This window comes from Mycobacterium sp. NTMscope_MAC_12 (assembly GCF_976985675.1).
The window spans coordinates 4,083,686-4,101,622 of record NZ_CDRJYY010000001.1; the positions used below are offsets into that span (position 1 = coordinate 4,083,686).

At 68.9% G+C, this 17,937-nt stretch carries 3 protein-coding genes; all 3 read right to left on the bottom strand.

Going from position 1 to position 17,937, the window contains the following annotated elements; all coding sequences use genetic code 11:
- Window positions 1–11: 11 nt before the first annotated feature.
- The 3 genes from AC0KS4_RS18840 to AC0KS4_RS18850 are packed head-to-tail and all read right to left on the bottom strand — an operon-like array spanning window position 12 to window position 17,766.
- Window positions 12–15,254 (bottom strand): amino acid adenylation domain-containing protein, encoded by a 15,243-nt coding sequence (locus tag AC0KS4_RS18840; RefSeq protein WP_425326327.1) that lies wholly within the window; start codon window positions 15,252–15,254, stop codon window positions 12–14.
- On the bottom strand, window positions 15,254–16,801 hold the full coding sequence (locus AC0KS4_RS18845; RefSeq protein ID WP_225326341.1) for a DHA2 family efflux MFS transporter permease subunit: 1,548 nt from the start codon (window positions 16,799–16,801) through the stop codon (window positions 15,254–15,256). Before AC0KS4_RS18845 ends, AC0KS4_RS18840 begins: the two co-directional genes overlap by 1 nt.
- Window positions 16,802–16,827: 26 nt before the next feature.
- Complete coding sequence (locus tag AC0KS4_RS18850) at window positions 16,828–17,766, bottom strand: methionyl-tRNA formyltransferase (RefSeq protein ID WP_225326340.1); 939 nt, start codon at window positions 17,764–17,766, stop codon at window positions 16,828–16,830.
- Window positions 17,767–17,937 lie beyond the last annotated feature (171 nt).

Genomic DNA, 17,937 nt, shown 5'->3' on the forward strand with positions numbered 1-17,937 from the left:
GGTCCCCGGGGTTAGAGCAGCCCGCACAGCTGCAAGCCGACGACGTACTGGATGATCACTCCCGGCGTGACATGCGGAATGTCCGGATTGTTCTTGTCGGCGCCGACTTTCGCGTCTTGGACCGCGGCGCGGAACCGATCGGTCGAGACGGCGGAATTCCAGGCCGGGTCCGCGGGCTGCAACTGAAGCGCATTCGTCGACATCAACACCGCCAGGATGGAATGCTCGCGCACCCGATCCGGCAGTGCACGCAGCCCGGCCTCGAACCGGCGCAGCCAGTCGCCGAAGTCGTCGATGCGCTCGATCGGATGACCGGCCTCGATCAACCAGTCGACGTACTCGTCGAGCCCGATGCCGTCGTCGTGCTGGTTCATCACGTGATAGGTCTCAAACCCGCTCCCCGATTCCCGGCCGACGCGGGCCCCCAACGTGGCGATCGCCTCGGCGACGAATTCCACGGGCAACCCGTCGTAGTGCGCCCGCTGCCGATTGCCTTGGGCGTCAAGCTGATAGAACGACCGCGGCGCGACACCGGTGGCGACCACGCTGAGCACCATCCGGGTGACCAGGTCCGACAGGTTGAGCTGGCCCGCAAAGGTGGTGTCGGCCAAAATCATTCCGCTGCGGAACACCGCGACCGGCAGCCCGTACAGGTCGTTGGCCTCCCGCAGCAACACCTCACCGGCCCACTTGCTGTTGCCGTAGCCGTTGGCGCGGCTGCCGTCGTTGCGCCGGCTGGAGCTGATGATCCGGATGTCGGCGTCCTCGGTGAACGCCGCCGGCGCGACCTGATCGCCGACGTTGGCCGTCGACACGTAGGTGAAAGGCTTGAGTTTCGCGGTGAGGGCCAACCGGATCAGCTCGGCGGTGCCCGCCACGTTGGGTCCGAACAACTCGCTGTAGGGCAGCGCGCCGTTGACGACGGCCGCGGGATCCACGATCAGATCGACGGATTCGGCCAGCCGGCGCCAGGTTTGCTCGTCGAGACCCAGGTTCGCCTCGCCCTTGTCGCCCGCGATGACCTCGAGATGGTCGCCGGCCAGCTCGTGGAAATACCTCAGCAGCTGTGGGTCCCCACTGTCGAAGGTCTTCTCCAGGCGGCGGCGCGCCTCCTCGTCGGAGCCGGCGCGCACCAGGCAGATCAGCTTTCCGTCGGCCAGTTCCAGCCGCTCGAGCCACTGCAGCGCCAGATACCGTCCGAGGAATCCCGTTGCCCCGGTGAGCAACACGGTACGTATCTCGGTGCCGGGTCCCGGCAACGACGAAGCCGCGGCCAGCGTCGCGGCGTCGATGAACTTGTCCAGCGTCAAGTCACGGGCATGCACCTCGGCGGCCTGCGCGCCGTGGACGGCGACGAAGCGCGGGTCATCGGTGTGTTTGTCCACCTGTTGGCTCAGGGCGGCGACGGTAGGGGCGTTGAACAGGGTCCGCACGCTCAGGTGGGTCTGCAGAGCCTTGTTGAGGGTGGCGACCAGCCGCATCGCGGACAGGGAGTCGCCGCCGAGGTCGAAGAAGGAGTCGTCGATCCCGACGCGGTCCAGGCCCAGAACCTCGGCGTAGGTCTCGGCGAGCAGGTGTTCGAGTTCGTTGCCCGGGGCGCGATAGTCTGCGTCGCGGTAGGTCGGCACCGGCAGCGCGCGGGTGTCGAGCTTGCCGTTGACCGTCAGCGGCAACGCCTCGATCACCACCAGGGCGGCGGGAACCATGTAGGGCGGCAACCCTTCTCGCAGCCGCGCCCGCGCGGTGACCACATCCAGTGCCCCCGGGACCGACTCGGTGACATAGCCCACCAAACGCTTGTCGCCGGGGCGGTCCTCACGCACGATCACGACGGCCTGATCCACCTCGTCCAAACCGCTTAGTGCCGCCTGAATTTCGCCGAGCTCGATGCGGTATCCGCGGATCTTGACCTGCTCGTCGATGCGGCCCAGGTACTGCAACTGTCCATCGGGACGCCAGCGCACCAGATCCCCGGTGCGATACATCCGCTGTCCGGGCTGTCCGAATGGGCACGCCACGAACCGGGACGCGGTCAAGCCCGGCCGCCGCAGATAGCCGGCGCCGAGCCCGCGCCCGGCCACGTACAACTCGCCCACGGTGCCCATCGGCACCGGCCGCAGCCACGGGTCGAGGACGAAGAACGCCGCCCCGGGCACGGGCGCGCCGATCGGTGGCGTCCCCATCCCGGCGCTCAGCGGCGGGCTGACCGCCACGCACATCGTGGTCTCGGTCGGCCCGTAGGCATTGGTCATCACCCGCCCGGGCGCCCACCGATCCACCAGTTCGGCCGAGCACGCCTCGGCGGCCACCACCAACGCCGTGGACCCCAGCACCCGCGGTGACAGCGCCGAGACCGCCGAGGGGGTCTGGTGCAATACGGTGACCTGCTCGTCAATCAGCAAGGCCTGCAGGTCTTCTGGCAACGCGGCCACCGACTCAGGCACGATGACCAACCGCGACCCGTGCAGCAAGGCGCCCCAGATCTCTTCCACCGAGGCGTCGAAGGCATACGAATACCACTGCGACCACACCTGTCCGGGCCCCGAGGGCAACCCGACGTGCAGCGTCCCCAGCAACTGCGTCACATTGGCATGCGTGGTTGCAACGCCTTTGGGCACCCCGGTCGTGCCCGAGGTGTAGATGATGTGGGCGATGTCCTCGCCATCCGGCATCGGCAACCCGGTGCACGGTTGGCGCGTCATCGCGGGGTCATTCATTTCGAGTGCCGGAACCACGAGCCCGGCGAACCGATCGACCAGCCCGGTGGTGGTCACCGCCGCGACCGGGCGCGCGTCGCCGACCATGAACTCGATACGGGCGTCGGGGACCGCCGGATCCATCGGCAGATACGCCGCCCCGGACTTGAGCACCCCCAAAATCGCCACGATCGCCGGCGCCGAGCGTTCGAACAACACCGCCACGCATTCACCGCGGCGGGCACCATGGTCGATCAGCAAGTGCGCCAACCGATTGGCGGCCTCGTCGAGCTCCCGATACGTCATCGAGCCGCCGCCGCAACTGACCGCCACCGCGTCCGGGGTGCGAGCCACCTGTCGGGCGAACAGCTCCGGGACCGACACACCGGCGGTGGGCGCGTCTAACGCCGCCCGATTCCCCAGCGCATCCAAGTGCGCACGTTCGGCGGCGTCGAGAACGTCCACCGACGACAGCCGCAGGGCCGGGTCGGTTGTCATCGCCGCCAACACGCGTTCCAGCCGATCGATGAGGCCCTCAACGGTTTTGGCGTCGAACACGTCGGTGCGGAATTCCACCGCGCCGCCGATGCCCGCGGGCTCGCCGTCCTCGGTGAAGCGTTCGCCGAGGGAAAAGGTCAGATCCATGCGGGCCGTGCGGGTTTCCAGGGGCAGCTGGGTGACCTGCAGGTCGCCCAGGTCCAGGCCCGCGGCGGGGTCGTTGCCGTGCTCGCGGAGGTTCTGCCAGGTCATCGAAACCTGGACCAGCGGGTGGTGGGCCAAAGACCGGATCGGGTTGAGCCTTTCCACCAGCAATTCGAAGGGCACATCCTGGTGTTCGAGGGCCTCCAGGCTGCGGGAGCGGACCTGGGCCAACAGGTCGGCGACCGTGGCGTCCCCGCTGACGTCCACGCGCAGGATCAGGGTGTTGACGAAGAACCCGACCAGCTGATCGAGCGCGGCGTCGGTGCGACCCGCGATGGCGAACCCGACCGAAATGTCGTTGATCGCGGTGAGTTTGGAGAGCAGCGCGGCGAGGGCGGCCTGGATGACCATGAAGCTGGTCGCGTTGTGCGCGCGGGCCAGGGCACGCACCCGCTGCTGCAGCTCCGCCGGCCATTCCACGGCCACGCTCGCACCGCGGTAGTCGGCGACCGGCGGGTAGGGCCGGTCGGTGGGAAGTGGCAGCCGCTCGGGCATCCCCGCCAGCACCTCCTGCCAGTAGGCCAGCTCGACGCCGATGGGGCTGTCGCTGTCCTCGAGGTCGCCGAATTGGGCGCGCTGCCACAGCGTGTAGTCGGCGTATTGCACGGGCAGCGCGGCCCACCCGGGGGCCTGGCCTGCCCGCCGGGCGGCATAGGCCGCTCCCAGGTCGCGCACCAGCGGGGCCACGGACCAGCCGTCGGCCGCGATGTGATGCACGGTGGCGACCAGCACATGCTCATCCTCGGCGAGGCGGAAAAGCTTGGCGAACAAGGGAATCTGGGTACCCAGCGTGAACCGGTGATAGGCGGCGGCGCCGACGGCGTCGTCCAGCCGGGCGGGCGGCCATGCGGTGGCATCGACGACCTCCCAACCGAAGTCCGCGCGCTCGGTCGCCACCACGTCCTGGTAAGGCACGCCGTCGGTGTGCGGAAACACGGTGCGCAGCGCTTCGTGGCGGGCCAGCACGTCGGTCAGCGCCGCAGCCAACGCGTCGGCGTCGAGCCGCCCGCTCAACCGCAGCGCCACCGCCATGTTGTAAACCGGTGAGGCGCCGTGCAATTGGTCGAGGAACCACAGCCGGCTCTGTCCGTAGGACAGCGGAATAACGTCGGGCCGCTCCCCCGCCACCAACGGCTCCAGCCCGGCCTCGCCCGCGCGGACCCGGGGGGCCAACTGGGCGATGTCGGGTGTGTCGAAGAGGGCGCGCACGCCCAGGCGGGTGTTCAGCGTCTTGTTGATCGCGGCGATCAGGCGCATCGCGGTCAGGGAATCCCCGCCCAGGTCGAAGAAGGAGTCGTCGACGCCGACGCGGTCCAGGCCGAGAACTTCGGCGTAGGTGTCGGCCAGGATTTCCTCGATGGCGTTGCCCGGGGCGCGGTATGCGGCGTCGCGGTATTCCGGTGCGGGCAGTGTGCGGGTGTCCAGCTTGCCGGTGACGGTCAGCGGCAACGCGTCGATCGCCACGATCGCGGCAGGCACCAGGTAGGCGGGCAGCCGGGTGGCCAGCTCGGCGCGCGCGACGGCCGGGTCCGCGGTGCCGGTGATGTAGCCGACGAGTCGCAAGGCGCCGTGGCGGTCCTCGCGGGCGATCACCGCCGCGGTCTCCACGCCGTCCAAACCGGCCAGCGCGGTGCGGATTTCGCCGAGCTCGACGCGGTAGCCGCGGATCTTGACCTGCTCGTCGGCGCGCCCCACGTAGTGCAGCTGCCCGTCGGCGCCCCAGCGCACCAGGTCACCGGTGCGGTACATGCGGGCGCCGGGTACTTCCGCGAACGGGCATGCCACGAATCGCGATGCCGTCAGCGCCGCGCGGCGCAGGTATCCGACGCCGACGCCGCGGCCGGCCACATACAACTCGCCGACCACCCCGGGCGGCACCGGGCGCAGCGACTTGTCGAGAACGAACAGCGCCGCACCCGCCACCGGCGCGCCGATGGGCACCGCCGGGGCGCCCGCCTCCAGCGGGGCGCTGATCGTCACGTCCACGGTGGTTTCCGTGGGGCCGTACGCGTTCGTCATCACCCGCCCCGGCGCCCACCGATCCACCAACTCGGTCGGGCAGGCCTCTCCGCCCACGATCAACGCCGCCGATTCCAGACCGTCGAGGGCCAACGCGGCCAAGGCGGATGGGGTCTGGCTCACCACGTCGACCCGTTCGTCGACCAGCAGGGCGCGCAGCTCTTCCGGTGATCCCGCCACCGCCTCGGGCACCACGACCAGCCGCCCGCCGTGCAGCAACGCACCCCAGATCTCGCGGACCGACGCGTCGAACGCATAGGAATGCCACTGCGTCGACACCTTCACCGGTCCGGGTGCGGTCATGCCCGCGTCCAGTCCCCGCATCAACTGTGTGACGTTGTGGTGTGTCACCGCAACACCTTTGGGGACGCCAGTCGTGCCCGAGGTGTAGATGATGTGGGCGATGTTGTCAGCGGCCGGCGCCGGGGGCGCGAAGCCGGGCTGGGCGTCGACCGGCACGTCGACATCGATGACGCGCAGGTCGTAACCTTCGAGCCGGCCGGCCAACTCGGCGGTGGTGAGCGCGGCGATCGGTCCGGCGTCGCCGACAAGGAACCCGATCCGGGCATCGGGCACCGCGGGATCGATGGGCAGGTATGCCGCCCCCGTCTTCAAAACGGCCAGGATGGCCATGATGGCTTCGGTCGAGCGCGAAAGCAGCAGCGCCACACACTGACCCGGCCCCACACCCTGGCCGGCCAGGTGGTGCGCCAACCGATTGGCGGCCCGCTCCAACTCGTCGTAGGTCATCGAGCGGCCCGCACAGGTGATCGCCACCGCGTCGGGCGTTTGATTCGCCTGCGCCGCAAACAGTTCCGGTATCGACACGCCGGCGACGGGCTGGGTCAACGCGGCGCGGTTGCCCATCTCGTCCAGCCGCGCGTATTCGCCTTCGTCGAGCACATCGATGGACGACAACCGGCGGGTGGGATCCGCCGTCATGGCCGCCACCACCCGCTCCAACCGGGCGATCAGCGCCTCAACGCTTTTCGCGTCGAACACATCGGTGCGGAATTCCACCGCCCCGGAAATCCCCGCGGGTTCGCCTGCCTGATTCCACCGTTCGGCCAGCGAGAGGGTCAGGTCCATGCGCGCGGTGTGGGTGTCCAGCGGCATCGGGGTGATATGCAGATCGCCCAAGTCCAGTCCGGCCGCCGGGTCGTGCTGCCCGGGCAGGTTCTGCCATGCCAACGACACCTGGACCAGCGGGGCCTGCGCCATCGATCGGGCCGGATTGAGCCGGTCCACCAACACGTCGAAGGGCACATCCTGGTGCTCGTAGGCGGCGAGACTGCGGGAGCGAACCTGAGCCAGCACGTCGGCGACGGTGGGATCGCCGGCCAGCTCGACCCGTAGTACCAATCTGTTGACGAAGAAGCCCACCAGGTCATCCAGCGCGGGGTCGGGCCGCCCGGCGACCGGGAACCCCACGGCCACATCGTCGGTCGCGCATAGCTTGCCCAGCAGCACCGCGAGCGCGGCCTGCATCACCATGAAGCTCGTCGCGTCGTGCTCACGGGCCAACGCGCGCACCCGCTGCTGCACGTCGGCGGACCACTCCACGGCCGCATTGGCACCCCGATAGTCGGCGACCGCGGGATACGGCCGATCGGTGGGCAGCTCCAGGCGTTCGGGCATCCCGGCCAAAGCCCCTTGCCAGTAGGCCAACTGGTCGGCGATCGGGCCGTCGGTCTCGTCGAACTCACCGAAGCGGGCTCGTTGCCACAACGTGTAGTCGGCGTACTGCACCGCCAGCGGGTTCCAGTCGGGGGCCTGTCCGCCACAGCGGGCGGCGTAGGCCATCCCCAGGTCACGCACCAGCGGGGTGATCGAGGATCCGTCGGCGGCGATATGGTGCACGACGGCCGCCAGCACGTGCTCGTCTTCGGCGAGCTTGAAAAGCTTTGCGCGTAGCGGGGTCTCGGTCGCCAGGTCGAACGCGTGGCGCGCCACGGCGTCGATGGCATCGGCCAGCCGGGCCTGTGTCCACCCGGTGGCATCCGCCACCTCCCAGCCGAGGTCCGCCCGCTCCGGTGACACCACCTCCTGGTATGGCACGCCCTCGATGTGGGGGAAGATCGTGCGCAACGATTCGTGGCGGGCCACGACGTCGCGCAGCGCGGCGCCCAACGCGCCGGCATCGAGTCGCCCGCGTAGCCGCAGCCCCACGGTCATGTTGTAAACCGGTGAGGGCCCGTGCAATTGGCCGAGGAACCACAATCGGCTTTGGGCATACGACAGCGGAATCAAGTCGGGCCGGTCGGCAGCGACCAAGGGCTCGTCCCTCCCCGCGGTTTCGCGGAGTTGCGGCGCGAGCTGGGCGACCGTGGGGGTGTTGAAGAGGGAGCGCACGGTCAGGTCTGTGTGCAACGTTGTGTTGATGGTCGCGATGAGGCGCATCGCGGATAGGGAGTCACCACCGAGGTCGAAGAACGAGTCGTCGACGCCGACGCGGTCGAGTCCGAGCACTTGGGCGTAGACACCGGCGAGGATTTCCTCGACGGCGTTCGACGGAGCGCGATATGCGGTGTCGCGATATTCCGGTATCGGCAGTGCCCGGGCGTCCAGCTTGCCATTGACCGTCAACGGCAGCGCCTCGACGACCACGATCGCCGCCGGCACCATGTAGGCGGGCAACCGCTCACCCAGCTCGGTGCGCGCAGCGGCGGGATCCAGCGCGCCGCTCCCCGATTCGGTGACATACCCGACCAGGCGCTTGTCGCCGGGGCGGTCCTCGCGGACGATCACCACGGCCTGATCCACCGCAGCCAAACCGCCCAGCGCCGACTGGATTTCGCCGAGCTCGATGCGATAGCCGCGGATCTTGACCTGCTCATCGGCGCGGCCCAGATAGCGCAACTGGCCGTCGGCGCCCCAGGACACCAGGTCCCCGGTGCGATACATCCGTTGTCCGGGCTGGCCGAACGGGCATGCCACGAACCGCGACGCCGTCAGCCCCGCCCGGTGCACATACCCCACCCCCACACCACGGCCGGCCACATATAACTCGCCGACCACACCGACTGGCACCGGGCGCAGCCACGCGTCGAGCACGAACAACGCCGCACCCGGGACCGGCACACCGATCGGCACCACCCCGGCGCCGGGCACCAGCGGCACGCTGACCGTCACGCACAACGTGGTTTCCGTCGGGCCGTAAGCATTGGTCATGATCCGGCCGGGCGCCCAGCGGTCCACCATCTCCACCGCGCACGGCTCGGCGGCCACCACCAGCGCCGCGGACTCCAGGCCCTGCGGCGACAACGCCGCCAGCGCGGACGGAGTCTGATGCAGTACGGTGACGCGTTCGCGAACCAGCAAGGCCTGAAAGTGTTCTGGGACGGCAGCCACCGATTCGGGCACCACCAGCAGGCGGCTGCCGTGCAGCAGCGCGCCCCAGATCTCTTCGACCGAGGCGTCGAACGCGTACGAATACCACTGCGACCACACCTGCCCCGGCCCCGACGGCAACCCGATGTGCAGTGACTCCAGCAGCTGGGTCACGTTGTGGTGCGTGGTCGCTACGCCCTTGGGCACACCGGTGGTCCCCGAGGTGTACACGATGTGGGCGATGTCGGCGCCGGCCGGCGGCGGCAGCCCCGCATCGGGCTGGGTGGTAATGCCGGGATCGGCGACGTCGATCACGGTCAGTGCGTGGCCGTCGAACCGCGATGTCAGCTCCGCGGTCGTCACCGCCGCGACGGGCGCGGCGTCGCCGAGCACGAATTCGATGCGCGCGTCGGGCACGGCGGGGTCGATCGGCAGATACGCCGCCCCCGACTTGAGCACCGCCAAGATCGCGACGATTGCCTCCGCCGATCGTCCGAACATCAGCGCCACAGACTGTCCGGGGCGCGCGCCGTGGCCGATTAACAGGTGCGCCAGTCGATTAGACGCCAGATCGAGCTCGCGGTAGGTCCAGGAGACTTGGCCGCAGCTCAGTGCGACGGCGTCCGGTGTGCGAAGCGCCTGTGCGGCGAACAGTTCAGGAATGGAAGCCCCGCCCGCCGCGCGGGCAAGCACCGCCCGATTGCCGAACTCGTCGAAACGCTCGTGCTCGTCCAGCGCGACCATGTCCACCGATGACAGCCGCCGTGACGGGTCGTCGATCATCGCCAGCAGGACTCGCTCAACTCGGTCAGCAAGCGCTGCAACGGTTCCCGCATCGAAAAGATCAGCATCGTATTCGATGCCGAGCGCGACCTCGCGGCCCGGTGTGGCTTGCAGGGTCAGTGGGTAGTGGGTGGATTCGTGACTGCGGAAGTCGGTGACGGACAGCTCACCGAGCTCCATCGAGGCCGCCGCATCCAGCGGGTAGTTCTCGAAGACGAACAGGGTGTCGAACAGCTGGTCGTGACCGGTGATGCGGTGAATCTCGGTCAGCGCCAGGTGTTCGTGATCCAGAGTCTGCTGAAAGTCGTTGTGCAGCTTGCTCAGTAGGCCGGCGATGGTGGTCTGCGGGGACACGTGCGCCCGCACCGGCACGGTGTTGATCAGCAGGCCCACCATCGATTCGACGCCGGCCACGTCGGCCGTGCGTCCCGAGACCGCGGCGCCGAAGACCACATCGCGCTGCCCGGTCAGCGACATCAACAGCTGCGCCCACGCGGCCCGCAGCACGGTGTTGATGGTGGTGTGGTGGGCCCGCGCCAAGTGGTGCAGCGCCTGAGTGGTCTGTTCGGAGAGCCTGCGCGATTCCAGGCCTTGGCGCCCCAGCCTCTGCCGGTGCGGCGGTCCCACCAGCGTGGGAGTGTCGAAGCCGGCCAGCACTTCTCGCCAGCCGGCATGCGCGGCGTCGAGGTCTCGGCCGGCCTGCCAGGCCACGAACCTCCGGTAGGGCACCGGCGCGGGCAGGTGCTGTGCGTGGTAGGCGGCGAAGATTTCCTGCAGCAGGATCGGCAGGGATGAGCCGTCGAGCACGACGTGGTGGGCGGTGAGCACGAACCGGTAGCGGTCGTGGGCGGTGCGAATAAGCGTCGCCCGGAAGGCGGGCGGGTCGGCCAGTTCGCAGACCGCGGCGCGTTCTGCGGCGGACAACCGTTGGACGCGGTCGTCAAGGTCGGCCTGATCGGTGCCGAGATCGACGTAATGCCAAGGGATCGTGGGGTCGCCGGGGATGATCTGCACGGGCGGGTCGATGTCGGCGCAGAAGCGGGCGGCGAGGTTGGGGTGGCGGCGCACGGCGGTGTGGACCGCCTCGCGCAGCCGCTGCGGGTCGAGGGGACCGGCGATGCCGATTTCGAGCTGGAGCGCGTACAGGTCGACGCCGCCGGCCTGCGCGGCCGCGGCGTGAAAGTACAGCCCCTGCTGCAGCGGGGTCAGCGGCAAGACGTCGGCGACGCGCCCGTGCCGCTCGAAGACATCGATCTGTTGCTGGGTGAGAAGTGCGGGGGCCACGTCCGACGGGGTGAGGCCGCCGCCACCGCGGCGCACGTGCGCGCAGATGCCCCGCAGTGCCTCAAAGCACAACTCGCTCAGGCGTGTTGCGTCCGCGTGATCCAGCACCGACGTCGCCCAGGTCCAGTTGGCGTGCAGCCGTGGTCCGCCCTCGTCGTCCAGGACACCGGCGTCGAGCGTCACGGTGTGGGACAGCGGCACGGGCACCGCCGACGCGACGGCGGTGGCCGACAAGCTGTCGAGGCTTGGCCGCCACACGTCGTCGGAGAGCTCCGCCGTACCGGCGAGTCGTCCCAGGTAATTGAACACGACCGTGGGATCGCAATCATCCAGGCCCGCATCGGGATTGAGGTAGCGCAACAGCCCATAGGTGAGGCCGTCCGGCAGGGCGCGCAGCTGTTCCTTAGCCCCCTTGAGCACCGCTCCCAGGGCGGTGTCACCAGCCGCGACCTGCGCCCAGTCCAGGCCGCCAAGATGCAATGCAACCGGGTACGTGGCGGTGAACCAACCCACCGTGCGCGACAGGTCCACAGTGGCGCTCAGCTCCTGGCGCCCATGGCCTTCCACGTCGATGCCGATCGGTGTGCCGCCGTTGCCGGACAGCTGCGTGACCGCCATGCCGAACGCGATCAGCAAGATATCGTGCGCGCCGACGCGAAACGCGGCGGGCACCTCGCCCAGCAGCATGCGGGTGGTTTCGACATCCAGCTGGGCCGACAGATGGCCGGCATTGGCGTGGGTATCGGTAACGTGAGCCGCCGGCAACGCCGGGGGCGTGGCCGATACCCGCCGCCATGCGTCGGCCTGGGCCACCACCTCGGGGTGGCGCGCGTGCTCGTTCAGCAGCGCCGACCACCGGGCAAACGACGTGCCGCCCGGCGGCAAGACCACCGGCTGACCGCTACGGTGCTGGGCCCACGCGATATTTAAGTCTTCCAACAGGATTCGCCACGAAACCCCGTCGACGGCCAGGTGGTGAATCATCAACACCAGCTGGCCGGTGGTGGACACCCACAGCGCGCTGAGCATGGCCCCGGCGCCCGGGTTCAGCCGCGAGCGCGCGTCGACGAGCGCCTCATCGGACAACACGTCCACCGCCCGCACGCGCCCGGCGGCATCGACCGAACCCGCGTCGAGCACCGACAGCGACCATCCGCCGGCGCCGTCATCGTCGACGCGCAGCCGCAACATGGCGTGCCGGTCCAGCAGCGCTTGCAGGACCGCCACCGCGTCGGCCTCGCCCGCCCCCGCCGGGGCCTGCACGAGCATCGTCTGGTTGAACTGGTCGACCGGGCCGTCGATGTCGTGCAGCCACCGCATGATCGGGGTCGCGGTCACCGGCCCGGTGCCATCGTCGAGAGCGTCGTCGTCGCCGGTGGTCACCGTGGCCACCCGGGCCAGCCGGGCCACCGTCTGCTCGACGAAAACGTCACGCGGACGGCACATCACGCCGGCGGCCCGCGCGCGGGCCACCACCTGCAGCGACATGATGCTGTCGCCGCCCAGATCAAAGAACGAGTCGTCCGCGCCGACCCGCTCCACGCCGAGGACTTGGGCGTAGATGCCGGCCAAGATCTCCTCGACGGCGTCGGCGGGCGCCCGGTAGGCGCCGGCCGTGTATTCCGGCGCGGGCAGGGCCCGGGTGTCCAACTTGCCGTTGGCCGTAAGGGGCAGCGCATCGATCACGACGACCGCGGCGGGCACCATGTAGGCCGGGAGCCGCTCGGCGAGTTGGTCACGGATCGCCACGGGATCGGCCGTCCCGGTGATGTAACCGATCAGACGCGTGTCGCCTCCGTGCCCCTCGCGGGCGATCACGACCGCCTGCCCCACCCCGTCCACCGCCGCCATGGCGCTTTGGACCTCGCCGGGTTCGATGCGATAGCCGCGAACCTTGACCTGCGCGTCGGTCCGCCCGAGGTAACGCAATTGACCGTCCGGATCCCAGCACACGCGGTCGCCGGTGCGATACATCCGCGATCCGGCGCCGCCAAAGGGGTTGGCGACGAAGCGTTCTGCGCTCAAGGCCGCCTGGCCCACGTATCCGCGCGCCAGCGCGGGCCCGCTCAGATAGAGCTCGCCGACCACCCCGATCGGCGCGGGGTTCAGTTGCGCGTCGAGCACCAGCGTGCGCACCCCGGGGATGGCGGCGCCGATGCGGACCGGCTGCCCCGCGGCCAGCGGCGCGCTGCACGTGGCCCAGATGGTGGCCTCGGTCGGGCCGTAGGCGTTGACCATCCGCCGGCCCGTGGCCCAGACGGCCGCCAGCTCGGCGGGGCAGGCCTCGCCGGCGGTGATCACCGTGCCGAGCCCATCCAGTCGCGCCGGATCCAACGACGAGAGCACCGTCGGCGTCAACACGGCGGCGCTCACCCGGTGCGCCCGCAGGAACGCGGCCAACGCGTCACCGGCATAGACGTCGCGCGACGCAACGACCTGCGTTGCCCGTGAGCCGGCCGCCCAGAGCATCTCGAACACCGACGCATCGAAGACCGGGGAAGCCACCATCAGCACCCGCGCGTCCGCACCCAACCCGAACACCGCGCGCTGCGCCGAGGCCACCCCCAACAGGCCGGCGTGCGTGACGGTCACGCCCTTGGGGGTGCCGGTGGACCCCGAGGTGAAGATCACATACGCCGCGCCGTCCACGTCCAGCGGCGCCACCCGATCCGCGTCGGTGATGCGATCCGCGCTTCGCCCGGCCAGCTCCGGGTCGTCCACGCGGAGCACCGGCCGCGCCCCGGCACCGGCCACATCGCCGCTGCCGCAAGCCAATACGCACACGGCCGCCACCGCATCGAGCACCGCGGCGACGCGCTCGACCGGCTGGGCCTGATCCACCGGTACATACATGCCGCCGGCCTTGGCCACCGCCCACCAGGCGACCACCAATTCCGCGGAACGGTCGATCGCCACGCCCACCGCGCGCTCGGGGCCGACGCCGACATCGATCAGCGCCCGCGCCAACCGCGTCGAGGACTCGTCGAGCTCTCGGTACGACAACTCACGGTCACCATCGACGATCGCCACCGCGTCCGGATCGGCGGTCACCGCGGCGGCCAACAGCTCCGGCGCCAAGCCGACCGGGGCATCCACACCGGCGCCGGACCACCTCGACAGCAGCAGATCGCGTTCGCCGCGATCCAGCAGCGGCACCTCCCGCAGCACCACCGATGCGTCCGCCATCAGAAGGCGGTCGAACAGCGACTCCAAACGTGTGATGTGCCGGTCGACCTCGTCGGCGGTGTATCGATCTGGGTTCCAGGCAAACTGAATTCGCGGCGTGCCGCCACCGAGCGGCGGATAGATGTTGATCGCCATGTCTTGGATCGGCAGGGTGGTCAACACATTGCACATGGGCAGCGACGGACCGAACCGCATCGGCTCGGCGAAGTTGAAGACGTTGACCACCTGTCCGAACTCGAGGTTGGTGTCGTGACCGGTCGCGTCGGCGACCAGGTCCGGCCAGCCCCGGAACTGTTGATGCCGCAGGGCACCGATGACGGCCGTGCCGACCCGATCGGTCAGGTCGCCGACGGTGTCGCCGTCATCGACGCCGATGACCAGCGGCACCATGTTGGATACCATGCCCGCGCTTTTCTTCAGCGCCGCGGTGGTCCGCGCCGACACCGGTAGCGACAGCGAAATAGTCTGCCGTCCAGTCGTTTTCGCGACGAACGCCGCCGTTGCCGCGACGACCCTCGCGACGTCGAACTGGTCTTGGCCATTTCCCAGGAGTCCGTGCGTGCACACCAACTCGCGCACCATCGGATGGCGTGGCGCGACGGGGCGTTGCGTTCCCGCCAGGTCGGTGATGTCCAGCGGCCCCCGCACGACGGTCTTCCAGTACTCGGCGTCGGCGGCGCTGCGTGAAGACTGCCGATACTTCCCGTCGGCCTCGGGCAGCAGGGCGAACGCGGAAAAGTCGACTTCGCCGGTGTGGGGCCGGTCTCCCGAGTAGACCGCCGCGACGTGGCGAATGATGTTGTTGGCGCCGTAGCCGTCGACGAGGACGTGGTGGGTACGCAGGTAGAAGTAGGACAGATCGTCGGCGATCCGCAGCAGCGCGAAGTTGATGAGCCGGTCGGCGAGCAGGTCGACGGGCCGGCAGTAGTCGTCTTCCATCCAGCTGTGCGCGGCGCCCGCCGGGTCGGCCGCGGCGCGCAGGTCGACGCAGCACAGGGTCAGCGGGAAAGTGCGGTCGACGATGAAGACCGGCTCGCCGTCCTCGAGGGACAGCCGCGCGCAGGGCGTACCGAACCGCGCGGCCGCCGATTCGCAGGCAACCATGAGCTTGTCGGCGTCGACGTCGTGGTCGATCGCCAGATAACCGGCGAAGTTGTAAGGGATCTCGGGCCGAAGTTGCTGCGCGGCCCATAGTGCCCGCTGGGCGGCGGTCAACGGCCCCAGCGTGTCTGGTTGCGTCCCGTAATTGAGCATCAGGCAACGAACTTTCTCATTGGGCGAGCGCTCGGGCGCTCGTCAGGTTGGCCTCGTCGCGCTGCGTCATCAGCAGTCGCCGGCAGGAACGCCGCGGCGACGATCGCGACCGCCGCCACCGCGGCGGCAACCGCAAATACCAGCGTGTAGGCGTGGACGAGGTGGGCGGACGCGGTGCCGGTGTCCTCGCGGTGGATGAGCTGATTCGTCAACAGCACCGTCATCAGGGCGGCCCCGACCGCCCCGCCGAGCTGATTGTTGACGCTGCGCAGGGTCGCGCCGCGGGCGATCTGATGCGGCGCCAACGGCTGCACGCACGCCGCGGAGAGAGGCGTTGCGACACAGCCCATTCCCATGCCCATGAGCAGCAGGCCGGCCATCAGCGTCGGTGCATAGTCTGCTTGCCGGGCGACTCCGATGGTGAAGATGCCCAATCCCGCTGCGATCAGCGGGAAGCCGGCCAGGACGATCTTGCCCGGCCCGTGTCGGTCCATGACTATTCCGGCCACGGGTGTGGTCAGTACGACGCCCAATCCCATGGCGATCAAGTGCACCCCGGCCTGCATCGGCGTCTGGTGCAGCGCAACCTGGAAATAGCTTGGGACAAGCAACAAGATTCCGACATAGGTGACCGCGAAGATCAGCAATGTCAGGTTGGCCTGCCGGACCACGCGATTCTTCAACAGGCGTAGGTCGATCAGTGGGGCATCCGCCCGACGCCAGGCGTGAAAAACGAAGGCGGCAATCAGTGTCAGGCCGGCTATCGAGGGCAACAGCACATGGGGGTCGGCGAGCGTGCGACGTCCCGGGATGGACGACATCCCGCCCAGCAAGGCCGCCATGCCGGGTGAGAGCAGCAGCACTCCGGTCACGTCGAGCGTTTCCGAGGGCGCGGAACGGTCCTTCGGCAACATCACCGCCGCGACCGCCAGGGCGCTCAGCCCGATCGGCAGGTTGATCAAAAATATCCACTCCCAGCCGCAGGTGCCGATCAACCATCCGCCCAGGATCGGCCCGCCAAGTGGGCCGAGCAGGAACGGAACTGCCCCGATCGCGACCAGGCGGCCGAGTCGCTTGGGACCCGACTCGCGGGTCAAGATCACGAAGCACAGCGGCGTCATGATGCCGCTGCCGATCCCTTGGAGCACACGGAGGCCGACGAGCTGCACGATGTTCGGGGCGATCGCGCAGAGCAAGGAGGCCAGCGTGAACACCAGGACACCGCCCATGAAGAGGCGTTTGGTGCCGAATCGGTCGGCGGCCCAACCGGTGACGGGGACGACGGCGGCGAACGCCAGCATGTAGCCGGCCATCGTCCACGAGACGATCGCCTGGGTAGAGCCGAATTCGGTGACAAAGGTCCGCTGAGCGACGGCGACCGCGGTACCGTCCAGGTTTCCCATCGTGCTGGCCAGACCGCACACCGCGCCGATCCAGAGCAATCTGCCGTCGATCTTGTCCGGGTAATCGGGGGCGTGGGCGTCCGATTGCCCGGCGGGGACGGCGGATATCAATGCAGCGCTAGTGGCCGAAGATGCGTTGTCCATCGCAGCCTTTCAGAACAGGCAACGTGTCAGGGCTGGCTGGTCAGGTAACCGCCTCGCCGGAAGAACTTTCCCCCGCCGCACTCGACTCCGTCCGCAGAGCGGACGCGGGTGATCACCAGCCCGCGGTTGTTGCCCCGATTCGAGTCGGGGCCGCAGACCACCGCGCCGCCCTCCTCCTGGACGATCACCCGGCCCGGCGTGCCACCGTAACCGGCCTCGGAAACGCGCGCCTCGAGGATTTCGATCCGCTCGCCTCGGTAGAAGCTGTAGGCGCGCGGGTAGGGGTCGGACAGCGCGCGCACAAACCGCTCCAGGTCCTCGGCCGCCCAACCCCAGTCGATCAAACTGTCACGCTCCGAACGCTTGTGGAAGTACGTCCGCTCGGCCTTGTTCTGCGGTCGCCAGACCGCAGTGCCGGACTCCAGCGCACCGAGTGCCTCGGCCAGCACTTCCGGGATCAGATCCATGCCGCGCAGCACCAGTTCGGTGCCGGTGTCGTCGGGACCGATCGGCACCGAACGCTGCACGAGAATGTCCCCGGTGTCCAGGCCGTCGTCCATCCGGTGCACCGTCAGCCCGAACTCGGACTCGCCGCTGATCAACGCCCACAGCACGGGCGAAAACCCGGTGAACCTCGGCAACAGCGAGTCGTGGAAGTTCAAGGTTCCGTGCGGCGGCAGGTTGTACAGTTCCGCCGGCATCCGGTAGTACCAACTGTTGACGACGATGACGTCGGGCTCGGCGCGCTTGACCAGATCGATGGTTTCCGCGTCGACCGTCTCGGTCAGATGCAACGGGATGCCGTGGTCACGCGCGAGGTCCTCCACCGGCGCCGACCAGATCGCCTTGTACGATTCCTCGCTGGAAGGGTGGGTGACCGCCAGGGGGACCTCATGGTCCATCTCGGTGAGCGCCTCGAGGGTCCGGTAGCCCCAGGTCTGGAATCCGAAAAAGACGATGCGCATGCGTGAACCCCTTGTAGCTCGTGACGGACGACCAGTGGCTACGCCCCCCTCGATCCAGGCAACGGCGCCCACAACTCAGTGAGCTTACGTTAGCCTTACCTAAGTGCTCCAGCCGGGCGCGTGCACGCGAAATAAGCATCGCGCTTACGGCGCTTCACCAATCCTTGAAAG

Coding starts and splice junctions, on each gene's coding strand:
- AC0KS4_RS18845 (WP_225326341.1), bottom strand. CDS start 16,801: ATGGACAACGCATCTTCGGCCACTAGCGCTGCATTGATATCCGCCGTC.
- AC0KS4_RS18840 (WP_425326327.1), bottom strand. CDS start 15,254: ATGCTCAATTACGGGACGCAACCAGACACGCTGGGGCCGTTGACCGCC.
- AC0KS4_RS18850 (WP_225326340.1), bottom strand. CDS start 17,766: ATGCGCATCGTCTTTTTCGGATTCCAGACCTGGGGCTACCGGACCCTC.